We start from the raw sequence: 12,300 nt of genomic DNA, 5'->3' as shown, positions 1-12,300 counted from the left end.
CGACAGGAACTCCTCCTGCCGGGAAATCTATTTATCTGGAGATGAACTATGAGTGAATCATTACATCTGACCCGTAACGGCCCGATCCTGGAAATTACCCTCGACCGACCTAAAGCCAATGCCATTGACGCCAAAACCAGCTTTGCCATGGGTGAAGCGTTTCTTAATTTTCGTGACGACCCGGAATTACGCGTAGCGATTATCACCGGCGGCGGTGAGAAATTCTTTTCTGCGGGCTGGGACTTAAAAGCGGCGGCTGAAGGTGAAGCGCCGGATGCCGATTTTGGCCCAGGCGGCTTTGCCGGTTTAACCGAAATTTTCGACCTCGATAAACCGGTCATCGCTGCGGTAAACGGCTATGCGTTTGGCGGTGGTTTTGAGCTGGCGCTGGCGGCGGATTTTATCGTCTGCGCGTATAACGCCAGCTTCGCACTACCGGAAGCCAAGCTCGGGATCGTGCCAGACAGCGGTGGCGTACTGCGTCTGCCTAAGCTGCTGCCACCGGCAATCGTCAACGAAATGGTGATGACCGGCAGACGAATGAGCGCCGAAGAAGCGCTGCGCTGGGGCATCGTCAACCGCGTTGTCAGCCAGAGCGAACTGATGGATAGCGCGCGTGAACTGGCGCAGCAGTTGGTGAATAGCGCCCCGCTCGCGATCGCCGCACTGAAAGAGATTTACCGCACCACCAGCGAAATGCCGGTGGAAGAAGGCTACCGCTACATCCGCAGCGGCGTGCTGAAGCACTATCCATCTGTACTGCATTCGGAAGATGCGCTTGAAGGTCCGCAGGCGTTTGCCGAAAAACGCGACCCGGTGTGGAAAGGTCGTTAATGAGCCGATGCCGGATAGCGATTCGCTGATCCGGCAATAAAACCGAGATAAAACGATGAGCTACTACGCCTTTGAGGGCCTGATTCCGGTGGTACATCCGGATGCCTTTGTCCATCCCAGCGCCGTGCTGATTGGCGATGTCATAGTGGGTGCCGGAGTTTATATTGGCCCCCACGCGTCATTGCGCGGTGACTATGGTCGCTTGATCCTGGAGGCTGGTTCTAATTTGCAGGATGGCTGCATCATGCACGGCTACTGTGACACCGATACCATTGTGCATGAGAACGGACACATCGGCCATGGCGCAATCCTGCACGGTTGCGTGGTGGGCAGAGATGCGCTGATCGGCATGAACAGCGTCATTATGGACGGCGCAGTGATTGGCGAAGAGAGCATTGTCGCCGCCATGAGCTTTGTCAAAGCCGGATTTCAGGGAGAGGCAAGGCAGATGCTGGTTGGCTCACCCGCTCGCGTATTGCGTGAAGTCACGGACCAGGAACTGCACTGGAAACGGCTAAACACCAAAGAGTATCAGGATCTTGCAATCCGCTGCCACACAGGTCTACACGAAACACTGCCCTTAACGCGGGTCGAAGAAAACCGGCCACGCCTGAAAGGCACAACGGACGTAAAACCCAAATCAGCACAGTAATTGATGCCGGATGCGCTCACGCTTATCCGGCCTACGCGTCAATCACCGTTTATGCCGCCATCAGGCAAACTGATTATTAGCGACGCATACTCTTGGAGAGCATCATCTGCCATTTCTGCTCACGGTTGAGCTCTGTTGGAGGAACGGCAGACAGGCGTGGCGTTTTCGCCATGCTCACCTTTTTCTCCTGCAAATTGTGATTCAGTCGGCTGTAGAGATGAGAGTCAATACTCACGACTTTCACCAGACGCTGGCACTGACAACCCCGACCGGCAATCTGATTAGGGATCATCTTAACTTCACAAACAATTTCTCCCACTTCCGACAGAATATAAGAGAGCGTATTAATTGCTTTGCAGTGCTCGATATCAAAATGGCGGGAAATTTCCTTTGCGGTGATCCAACGATCCTCGGCCATCATCCAGTCAGCAATTAACAAATAAAGCGGTCTTTCAACATATTTTTCACACATAAGCACACCATTTTCACAAATTAAAAATCTGGCTACGGCCTGTCCAAATTAATAAAAACTAAGCCATATTAAAATTGTGGATATAAAGGATAGTATGCGACTTGAATGTTGATTAGTGTGAGCAATATCGTGCTTATTACATTGAAAATGTGGTTACGGAAACGGACTTGTCCAGGAATGACCTTACGCAAGACAAAAAAAGGGTTTCTTTACAGAAACCCTTTCAAAATTATATTACAGGTCTGGTTAGAGCAATATTCACCGGACCTTTTGTTTATTACTTTTTGATCTGCGCGTGCATTTCCTGCACCGATGTTACCTTCTCGGTGGCATCGGCATTCAACGCCATCGCTGTGGCGAAACCGCCGTTCAGCGTAGTGTCATAATGCACTTTGTACTGCAGCGCGCTGCGGCGAATCAGCTTGGAGTCTTCAATCGCCTGACGACCTTCGGTGGTGTTGATGATATAGGTGTACTCACCATTCTTGATACGGTCCTGAATGTGCGGACGACCTTCATGCACCTTGTTCACCAGACGTGGATTGATACCCGCTTCACCCAGCACAATCGCGGTCCCGTGCGTCGCATCCAGCTCGAAGCCAAACTTCAGCAGTTTCGCTGCCAGGTCCACCACGCGCTCTTTATCGCCTTCGCGAACGGAGAGCAGCGCACGCCCCTGTTTTTTCATGGTGGAGCTGCTGCCCAACTGTGCCTTGGCGAACGCTTCTGCGAAGGTACGGCCCACGCCCATCACTTCCCCGGTAGAGCGCATTTCTGGCCCTAACAGCGGGTCAACGCCCGGGAATTTGTTGAACGGCAGCACCACTTCTTTTACCGAGTAGTACGGAGGGATTACTTCTTTGGTTACGCCCTGCTGTGCCAGCGTTTTTCCGGCCATCACGCGCGCCGCGACTTTCGCCAGCGGTACACCAGTTGCCTTGGAGACGAACGGAACGGTACGTGCCGCACGCGGGTTCACTTCAATCAGGTAAACTTCGTTATTCTTCACCGCAAACTGGACGTTCATCAGACCGCGAACCTGCAGTTCGAAGGCCAGTTTCTGCACCTGTTGGCGCATCACATCCTGAATTTCCTGGCTCAGGGTGTAAGCAGGCAGAGAACATGCGGAGTCACCGGAGTGCACGCCCGCCTGTTCGATATGCTCCATGATGCCGCCAATCAGCACCATTTCACCGTCGCAGATAGCGTCCACGTCCACTTCAACCGCGTCATCAAGGAAACGGTCCAGCAGTACCGGCGCATCGTTAGAAACGCTGACTGCGGTCTGGAAGTAGCGACGCAGGTCGGCTTCGTCGTAGACGATTTCCATCGCGCGACCACCGAGAACATACGACGGACGCACTACCAGCGGGTAGCCAATCTCTTTCGCCTTCTCAACAGCCTGTTCGATAGCCGTTACGGTAGCGTTCGCCGGTTGTTTCAGCTTCAGACGGTCAACCGCCTGCTGGAAACGCTCGCGGTCTTCCGCGCGGTCGATGGCATCCGGGCTGGTACCGATAACCGGTACACCTGCCGCTTCCAGCGCACGCGCCAGCTTCAGCGGGGTCTGGCCGCCGTACTGTACGATGACGCCCTTCGGCTTCTCGATACGCACGATTTCCAGTACGTCTTCCAGCGTGACCGGCTCGAAGTACAGGCGGTCTGAGGTGTCGTAATCAGTTGAAACCGTTTCCGGGTTACAGTTGACCATGATGGTCTCGTAACCGTCTTCGCGCAGCGCCAGCGAGGCGTGTACGCAGCAGTAGTCAAACTCAATACCCTGACCGATACGGTTTGGACCACCGCCCAGCACCATGATTTTATCGCGGTCAACGGACGGGTTCGCTTCGCACTCATCTTCATAGGTGGAGTACATGTAAGCAGTGTCGGTGGCAAATTCTGCCGCACAGGTATCCACGCGTTTGTAGACCGGGTGCAGATTGTACTGGTCGCGCAGTTTGCGGATTTCCGCTTCGCGAACGCCGGCCAGTTTCGCCAGACGCGCATCGGCGAAGCCTTTACGCTTCAGTACGCGCAGGAAGTCAGCGTCGAGGCCGTTGATGCCAAGGTCGGTGACTTTTTCTTCCAGACGTACCAGCTCTTCAATCTGCACCAGGAACCAGCGGTCGATGTTGGTCAGGTTGAACACGCCATCGACGGACAGGCCAGCACGGAAGGCATCGGCGATGTACCAGATACGCTCAGCGCCAGCGTCTTTCAGCTCGCGACGGATTTTAGTCAGTGCTTCCGGGTCGTCCAGGCTTACTTTCGGGTCGAAGCCGGTCGCGCCCACTTCCAGACCGCGCAGCGCTTTCTGCAACGATTCCTGCTGGGTACGGCCAATCGCCATCACTTCACCGACAGATTTCATCTGCGTGGTCAGGCGGTCGTTAGCACCAACGAATTTCTCGAAGTTGAAGCGTGGTATTTTCGTCACAACGTAGTCGATGGACGGTTCAAACGAGGCCGGAGTACGGCCACCGGTGATGTCGTTCATCAGTTCATCGAGGGTGTAACCTACGGCCAGCTTGGCGGCGACTTTCGCAATCGGGAAGCCGGTAGCTTTGGACGCCAGCGCCGAGGAGCGGGATACGCGCGGGTTCATTTCGATGACAATCAGGCGACCATTTTTCGGGTTTACCGCAAACTGGACGTTAGAACCGCCGGTTTCCACGCCGATTTCACGCAGTACCGCCATCGAGGCGTTACGCATGATTTGATATTCTTTGTCGGTCAGCGTCTGGGCAGGTGCTACGGTGATGGAGTCACCGGTATGGATGCCCATCGCATCGAAGTTTTCGATGGAGCAGACGATGATGCAGTTGTCGTTTTTATCACGCACCACTTCCATTTCGTACTCTTTCCAGCCAATCAGTGATTCATCAATCAGCAGCTCGTTGGTTGGGGAAAGATCCAGACCGCGTTCGCAGATTTCTTCGAACTCTTCGCGGTTGTAGGCAATACCGCCACCGGTGCCGCCCATGGTGAAGCTAGGGCGGATAATGCACGGGAAGCCAACGTCAGCGGCAACCGCCAGCGCTTCTTCCATGGTGTGAGCGATGCCTGAACGTGCGGTGTCGAGACCAATCTTCTTCATCGCGATATCGAAGCGACGACGGTCTTCCGCTTTATCAATGGCATCCGCCGTTGCGCCAATCATGGTCACGCCGAACTCAGCCAGTACGCCCTGGCGTTCCAGTTCCAGCGCACAGTTCAGCGCTGTCTGACCGCCCATGGTTGGCAGCACCGCATCCGGGCGTTCTTTCTCAATAATTTTGCGTACCACTTCCCAGTGAATCGGCTCGATGTAAGTGGCATCGGCCATTTCCGGGTCGGTCATGATGGTTGCCGGGTTGGAGTTCACCAGAATAACGCGGTAACCCTCTTCACGCAGGGCTTTACACGCCTGCGCGCCGGAATAGTCAAACTCACACGCCTGACCGATAACAATCGGACCCGCGCCCAGAATCAGGATACTTTTTATGTCTGTACGTTTTGGCATGGCTCTTTTACTCCTGATTATTTCGCGGACTGACGGTATTGCTCAATTAACTCGATAAAGTGGTCGAACAACGGTGCAGCGTCGTGCGGACCCGGACTCGCTTCAGGGTGCCCCTGGAAGCTAAACGCCGGTTTATCGGTACGATGAATCCCCTGCAAGGTGCCGTCGAACAGTGACTTGTGGGTCACGCGCAGGTTGGCAGGCATGGAGGCTTCATCTACAGCAAAACCGTGGTTCTGTGCGGTGATCATCACGGTGTTGTTATCAATATCTTTTACCGGATGGTTGCCGCCGTGGTGGCCAAACTTCATCTTAATGGTCTTCGCGCCGCTCGCCAGCGCCAGCAGTTGATGGCCGAGGCAGATGCCAAATACCGGAATATCGGTTTCGAGGAATTTCTGAATCGCGGTAATTGCGTAGTCGCACGGCGCCGGGTCGCCAGGGCCATTGGACAGGAAGATACCGTCCGGATTCATCTTCAGAACGTCTTCTGCAGAGGTTTTCGCCGGTACAACCGTCAGGCGGCAGCCGCGGTCCGCTAACATACGCAGAATGTTACGTTTGGCACCGAAATCGTAAGCCACAACGTGGAACGGCAGCTCATCAGCGGATTTTGCTTCCGGCAGGTCACCGGCTAGCGTCCAGCTCCCCTGCGTCCAACTATAAGGCTCCGCGGTAGTCACTTCTTTCGCCAGATCCATACCGTTCAGGCCCGGGAAGGCTTTCGCTTTTTCCAGTGCCAGCGCCGCATCCGGGTTATCTCCCGCGATGATGCAGCCGTTCTGTGCGCCCTTTTCACGCAGCAAACGCGTCAGCTTACGGGTATCGATATCAGCAATCGCCACAATGTTATGGCGCTTGAGGTAAGAAGAGAGGTCTTCAGTATCGCGGAAGTTGCTGGCAATCAGCGGCAGGTCGCGGATGACCAGGCCTTGCGCATGTACCTGAGAAGATTCTGCATCGGCTTCATTGGTGCCGACATTACCGATATGAGGATAAGTAAGAGTGACGATTTGGCGGGAATAGGAAGGATCAGTGAGGATTTCTTGATAACCGGTCATTGAAGTATTGAAAACGACTTCCCCAACCGCCGAACCTGTTGCCCCTATGGCCCGACCGTGAAACTGGGTTCCGTCTTCCAGAACCAATAGCGCTGACTTAATCAAAACACCCTCCAGAGAATATTCACTCACTTTATTTGCATATTAATTCATTAACACCTCATGAATCAATGCAAATTTGCTTACCTATGGATTTCTGGCAAACGGCGGCATTCTAGAGATAGCCCACGTAAAAGTCTACCCAAAAGGGCAATTTTTATTATTATTTTGCGCCACTGGGATAAATCACATGATTTAACAGGCAAAAAGATCAGCTAACTCGGGGTGGAAAACGCTTGCGGCAGGCAAAGAGTGTAAAAACAGAATGCGGGAGAGAAAAAAGTGGACCATTTGGTCAAAATTTACATTGAGATAACAGAATCACCCAACAAAATACGGAAAAATAACCAATAAAAAGAAAAAACACATTCAGAAGCTAAAAATAAAAGGGCAATAAAATATTGCCCTATGTAATCAAACAATTATGATTACAATAACCACATCACGAAGGGTAATTAAAGCTATAAACTGCGTAAATCAAGCACATCTTTCATATCAAAAAGACCATTTGACTTTGATTTTAGCCAAATTACCGAACGCACTGCGCCATTGGCAAAAGTCATGCGGCTGGACGCTTTATGCGTGATCTCAATACGCTCGCCAATATCAGCAAACATCGCGGTGTGCTCACCGACGATATCCCCCGCCCGCACCGTGGCAAAACCGATCGTGCCCGGTACGCGCTCACCGGTGTAACCTTCACGCGAATAGACGGCGCACTCTTTTAAATCTTTATCCAGCGCACCGGCAATTGCCTCGCCCATCGCCAGCGCAGTGCCTGACGGCGCATCAACTTTATGGCGGTGGTGGGCTTCAATAATCTCGATATCGGTGTAATCGCCCATCACTTTCGCCGCCTTCTCCAGCAGCTTAAGCATGACGTTAACGCCAACGCTAAAGTTCGCGGCGAAAACGATAGCAATCTCCTGCGCAGCATCGCGAATAGCCTGTTTACCGGCGTCATCAAAGCCGGTGGTGCCAATCACCATCCCTTTACCGTGCTGGCGGCAAAACGCCAGATGCGCCAGCGTGCCTTCCGGGCGGGTAAAATCGATGAAAACATCGAAATCATCTTTTACCGCTTCAAGGCTGCTTTGCACGGTAACGCCCGTTTTCCCGGCTCCCGCTAACTCTCCGGCATCACTTCCCAGTAAGGACGAGCCTTCGCGCTCTAACGCGGCACCCAATTGAACACCTTCCATCGCCATGGCGGCCTGGATTAACTGCCGTCCCATGCGGCCACCGGCGCCGGCAATTGCGACACGGATTTGTGCTTCATGCATAGCTATTCTCTTTTATAAAAATTGCGTAAACCGTTTTCAGAGTAACCAGCGCGCCCGGAGGCCGCTAGCTGAAAACACCCATAATTAGAATTTAATGATAAACAGAGGGGAATATCAGTAAAAGACATGATTCATCCCGCAGGATGAATCATTGCTGGAGCACAGGAAAGAAGTCAAACTTACTCAGTATGGCGCAAAATGATGGGAAAACGACGGAAATACGAGCACAAACCAGCCAGTCTGCGTAGATATTTTCGCGAGTGTGGTTTTATGGCACGAGCATGTAGTTGACGATCATTTGCCCTTTTTTCATCTTCACCTGAGTAATCGTCACCGGCCCAATCTCAGAGAGATGCGCAACATGCGTCCCTCCGCAGGGATAAGCAAGGAGATGACCAAATCCAACCTGCCGCAACCCATCGGTGAATGTCACTTGTCTGGAGAGATTGTCTGCCTGCCAGGCGTTGATTTTCTCCTGCAGCGATAGCGTATCCGGTAACGTGCCGTTTTCACCGGCGGCGAAAGTAATGCGCCCCTCATTGGGCCAATGGTGTGCTTTCACCGGGAGCCAGCCGAACACTGTACCCGCCAGGCCGATAAGATGTCCTGCCGAGTGCAGGCGGGCGTGCAGTTGACGCAGCGCGGCATCCACACGCAGGTTCACGATGCCGGGGAGGAGCGGTTTTGCCACGATGTGCACCACATCGTCACCGCGCGCGAGGACTGTTTCAACCCGCTCATCATCAATCCAGCCCGTATCCGCAGGCTGCCCGCCTCCCTGCGGGTGAAAAAGGGTTCTATCCAGTACCACCGCGTACCGTCCATCCGGCTCAGCCGAGCAACTCAGTAAGTTAGCCTGGCCTTCAGTGTTATCGCTGGTGTAATAAAGACGTTCAGTCATGATTGCTCTCCTTTTGATGGAAAGAGTATATTCACTTTACTGACGGCGATAATCCTGCGCTGGTTCAATGCATCTTTGCCTGGTACGCACAAATGAATCCTAACCTTCTTCCCGACCTTGCCACCTTTGTGTTGATTATCGAGCAAGGGAGCTTCTCCGCCGCCGCCAAAGCCTCGGGTGCTACGCCTTCCGCTATTAGCCGCAGCGCTTCACGTCTCGAGAAGGCGTTGGGCAGTAAGCTGCTGCACCGTACGACGCGCAAGTTGGCGCTCAGCGAAACGGGCAAAATTGTGTATGCACACGCGCAGGAAATGATGCATGCGGCACAAATGGCTGTCGACTCAGGCAGCAGTCGACAAACCATCGCGCAAGGGCAACTGACCCTCAGCGTGCCGAAAGCGGTGGGGCGATTTGTCATTCATCCGCTGATGGCCGAATTCTTTGCGCGCTACCCGCAAGTGGACGTCTGCCTTCGGCTGGAAGACCGGTATATGGATTTAATCGACGACGGCGTCGACCTTGCACTGCGCATCAGCCAGTCGCCCTCCCCGGGCCTGTACGGGAAACCGCTGATGCCGGTCAGTCATGTGATATGCGCAACCCCCGAATACTTATGCAAGCACGGTACGCCCGAGCATCCGCAGGCACTGCGCGAGCATAGCTGTATCAGTCTTGGCGAGACACCTGCGGATTCACGTTGGAAGTTTCGACGCGGTGAGCGCATGGAGACCATTCAGACTTATGGCCGTTACGCCGCCAACCACACCGGTGTGCGTCTGGACGCGGTAAAAAAGGATCTGGGAATCGGCAGCCTGCCACTGTTCACCGCCAGCGAGGCACTCGCCAATGGCGAGATTGTCCAGGTACTGCCAGAATGGGAATTTATCAGCGACTACAGCGGGGAACTGTGGCTGCTATGGACGCGCAATCAACATATGCCCGCCAGAATGCGGGCGATGATTGATTATCTCAGTGAGAAGGTGCCGTTGCACAACACCTGATTACAGCGCGCGGGCAAATACCTCTGCCACCCACTGCTGGAAACCTTCAACGTTCAGGCCCAGCGCAACCTGCGCATTTGCCGGATGCCCCAGGCGCCCTTCGATGTCCACCACCGTCGTACCCGAGGTATATTCGCCCTGGGTTTCAACCGCCACGAAACACGACTGCAGGGTAAACAGTTCCGGGCGCACCAGCCAGGCAATAGCGCACAGATCGTGCATTCGCAGCCCCGTATTCATACTGCCGCTACGGTAATGGCTAAACAGCGCATGCAGCATTTTCCCCGTCTGGTTAAGCTGGGGGAGCGTCGCCAGATAGTCCGGGGCGAGCATAGCCTGATTAGTGACATCCAGCCCACACATCACAATCTCCAGCCCACTCTGGAAGACTTTCGCGGCGGCCTCGGGATCGATAGCAATATTAAACTCGGCGTTGGGTGTGAAGTTCCCGCGCCCGGCAGAGCCGCCCATAATCACCAGACGCTGAATGTTGAATACGCATTCAGGATAATGAGTCAGCAGCAGCGCAATGTTGGTCAGCGGGCCAATCGCTACAAGCGTCACGGGCTGCGGGGCATGCATCAACGCATCGCGAATCGCCTGGAAAGCGGGTTTTGCCATCGCCTGGCGGTCGTGTTCGACAAATTCATACCCTTCCATACCGGACTCGCCGTGCACGGAAGCGGCATCACGCAGCGGCCGTACCAGCGGCATTGATGCCCCCTGCGCCAGCGGAACATCCGCATTCCAGAAGTGCAGCAACTGCAACGCATTACGGGTGGTTTTTTCCACAGACACATTGCCTGCTACCGTGGTCATCAGTTGCAGATCCAGCTCAGGGGCAAACAGCGCGGCGGCAATGGCGGCGGCATCATCAATGCCGGGATCGGTATCAAGAATGATCGGTAAGCGCATGGTTTCTCCATAAAAAAATGCCAGACGTTAAGTCTGGCATCTTCTCATAATCGTAACCGGAAAGACTTACTCTACTTCACGAACATCCACACGCAGCTCTTTCGGCACTTCGAAAACGATGTTCTCTTCGCGGCCTTCCAGTGGGATCGCTTCCCCACCGCCAAGCTCTTGCAGGCGAGCAATCACATTTTGCACCAGGATATCCGGCGCCGAGGCTCCGGCCGTCACGCCCACACACTTCGCTTCTTTCACCCACGCTTCCTGGATGTCGGTCGCATCGTCAATCAAATACGCAGCTTTCCCCATGCGCTGGGCCAGTTCAGCCAGACGGTTGGAGTTAGAGGAGTTCTTCGAGCCGACCACCAGCACAACATCAGCCTGTTCCGCCAGCGCGCGAACCGCTTCCTGACGGTTGGTGGTGGCATAACAGATATCGTCTTTGCGCGGCCCGACAATTTTCGGGAAGCGTTGACGCAGCGCGTCAATAACGTCAGAAGTGTCGTCAACGGAAAGCGTTGTCTGCGTCATGAAGGATAATTTGCCTTCATTTTTCACATTCAGTTTCAGCACATCATCAGGTGATTCCACCAGATACATTCCCCCTTGCGGGTTGCTGTACTGGCCCATTGTGCCTTCAACTTCCGGGTGCCCGGCGTGACCAATCAGAATGGATTCTTCGCCACGACGGCTGGCGCGGGCAACTTCCATATGCACTTTCGTTACCAACGGACAGGTTGCATCAAAAACCGTGAGGTCGCGGCCTTTGGCTTCGTTACGCACCGCCTGAGACACGCCGTGAGCGGAAAAAATCAGGATCGCGCCATCCGGCACTTCGCTGATTTGCTCAATAAAAATAGCGCCGCGCTCGCGCAGGCTATCCACCACATAGCGGTTATGCACCACCTCGTGACGGACATAAATCGGCGCGCCATAAATAGCCAGCGCGTTTTCCACAATGCTGATAGCGCGGTCTACGCCAGCGCAAAAACCGCGCGGGTTGGCCAACAGGATCTGCATTTTACGCCTCCAGTGCCGGTTCGATTTCCAGCACTTCAATATCAAAATGAACGGTATGCCCGGCCAGCGGATGGTTGAAATCAACCGTGATCGAGTCACCGTTGATTTCGCGGATCACACCAGGCATCTCACTGCCGTCCATTGCGGTAAAGAGCATGATAGCGCCAATTTCTGGCTCGCCCGCGTCCATAAATTCCCGACGCGAGAAATACTGAATTAAGTCCGGGCTTGACACGCCAAAGGCGGCATCCGGTTCCAGAGCAAAAGTGGTTTTATCACCTTCTTTTAGCCCCAGCAGGTGTTGTTCCAGTCCTTCAGACAGAGAACCGTCACCCAGGCGAAACAGCGCAGGCTTGCCGTTATTGCGGGTTGACTCTGCGGTTGAGCCATCTTCGAGCTTAAGGGTGAAGTGCACCAGCACCGCACTGTTACTCTGTACTGATTTAGACATGCAGGTTGCTCTTTAAAATTGCTGCCGCCTGTTTGCCCGGTGGCGCTACGCTTACCGGGCCAACAAGGATCGCAGTATATTGTAGGCCGGATTAGCATAGCGCCATCCGGCA

At 54.1% G+C, this 12,300-nt stretch carries 11 protein-coding genes; 3 read left to right on the top strand and 8 right to left on the bottom strand.

The features are described from left to right. The first annotated feature begins 48 nt into the window (after window positions 1-48). Together caiD and caiE are read left to right on the top strand one after the other, a co-directional pair. Window positions 49-834 carry a crotonobetainyl-CoA hydratase gene (gene caiD / locus OGY18_RS22730; protein ID WP_286554476.1) on the top strand — a complete coding sequence of 262 codons (786 nt, stop codon included), beginning with the start codon at window positions 49-51 and terminating at the stop codon, window positions 832-834. A 55-nt stretch (window positions 835-889) separates the two neighbouring features. Continuing rightward, window positions 890-1,486, top strand: a complete 597-nt coding sequence (gene caiE / locus OGY18_RS22725) for a carnitine operon protein CaiE (RefSeq protein ID WP_149335412.1) — start codon at window positions 890-892, stop codon at window positions 1,484-1,486. A gap of 76 nt (window positions 1,487-1,562) precedes the next feature. Here caiE and caiF read toward each other — a convergent pair whose 3' ends face one another. The 5 genes from caiF to OGY18_RS22700 all read right to left on the bottom strand — a co-directional run bounded on the left by caiF (window position 1,563) and on the right by OGY18_RS22700 (window position 8,804). Continuing rightward, window positions 1,563-1,958 (bottom strand): carnitine metabolism transcriptional regulator CaiF, encoded by a 396-nt coding sequence (gene caiF / locus OGY18_RS22720; RefSeq protein ID WP_003829705.1) that lies wholly within the window; start codon window positions 1,956-1,958, stop codon window positions 1,563-1,565. 277 nt (window positions 1,959-2,235) lie between these two features. Then, window positions 2,236-5,460: a carbamoyl-phosphate synthase large subunit gene (gene carB / locus OGY18_RS22715; RefSeq protein WP_003829707.1), complete on the bottom strand. Its 3,225-nt coding sequence runs from the start codon at window positions 5,458-5,460 to the stop codon at window positions 2,236-2,238. A gap of 17 nt (window positions 5,461-5,477) precedes the next feature. Continuing rightward, window positions 5,478-6,626, bottom strand: a complete 1,149-nt coding sequence (carA, locus tag OGY18_RS22710; RefSeq protein WP_003018918.1) for a glutamine-hydrolyzing carbamoyl-phosphate synthase small subunit — start codon at window positions 6,624-6,626, stop codon at window positions 5,478-5,480. A 455-nt stretch (window positions 6,627-7,081) separates the two neighbouring features. After that, window positions 7,082-7,903, bottom strand: coding sequence for a 4-hydroxy-tetrahydrodipicolinate reductase (dapB, locus tag OGY18_RS22705; RefSeq protein ID WP_286554473.1), 822 nt, complete (start codon window positions 7,901-7,903; stop codon window positions 7,082-7,084). 268 nt (window positions 7,904-8,171) lie between these two features. Further along, window positions 8,172-8,804: an alanyl-tRNA editing protein gene (locus OGY18_RS22700; protein ID WP_286554471.1), complete on the bottom strand. Its 633-nt coding sequence runs from the start codon at window positions 8,802-8,804 to the stop codon at window positions 8,172-8,174. Window positions 8,805-8,896: 92 nt separating this feature from the next. Here OGY18_RS22700 and OGY18_RS22695 point away from each other — a divergent pair, with 92 nt between their 5' ends. Then, a complete protein-coding gene (locus OGY18_RS22695; RefSeq protein ID WP_286554469.1) occupies window positions 8,897-9,805 on the top strand; it encodes a LysR family transcriptional regulator in 909 nt (302 codons plus the stop codon). Here OGY18_RS22695 and rihC read toward each other — a convergent pair whose 3' ends face one another. The 3 genes from rihC to fkpB form a co-directional block, all read right to left on the bottom strand. Beyond that, complete coding sequence (rihC, locus tag OGY18_RS22690; protein ID WP_126319298.1) at window positions 9,806-10,720, bottom strand: ribonucleoside hydrolase RihC; 915 nt, start codon at window positions 10,718-10,720, stop codon at window positions 9,806-9,808. A 66-nt stretch (window positions 10,721-10,786) separates the two neighbouring features. Continuing rightward, entirely contained in the window at window positions 10,787-11,737 is a 951-nt protein-coding gene (gene ispH, locus OGY18_RS22685) for a 4-hydroxy-3-methylbut-2-enyl diphosphate reductase (protein ID WP_003018925.1), read from the bottom strand. 1 nt (window position 11,738) lies between these two features. Beyond that, window positions 11,739-12,188, bottom strand: coding sequence for an FKBP-type peptidyl-prolyl cis-trans isomerase (gene fkpB, locus OGY18_RS22680; protein ID WP_286554464.1), 450 nt, complete (start codon window positions 12,186-12,188; stop codon window positions 11,739-11,741). Window positions 12,189-12,300 lie beyond the last annotated feature (112 nt).

It is taken from the genome of Citrobacter sp. Cpo142 (assembly GCF_030332425.1).
In the GTDB taxonomy this organism is placed as follows: Bacteria; Pseudomonadota; Gammaproteobacteria; order Enterobacterales; family Enterobacteriaceae; genus Citrobacter; species Citrobacter portucalensis.
Note: the sequence above shows the minus strand (reverse complement) of the source record. Positions and strands in the feature narration are given on the sequence as shown.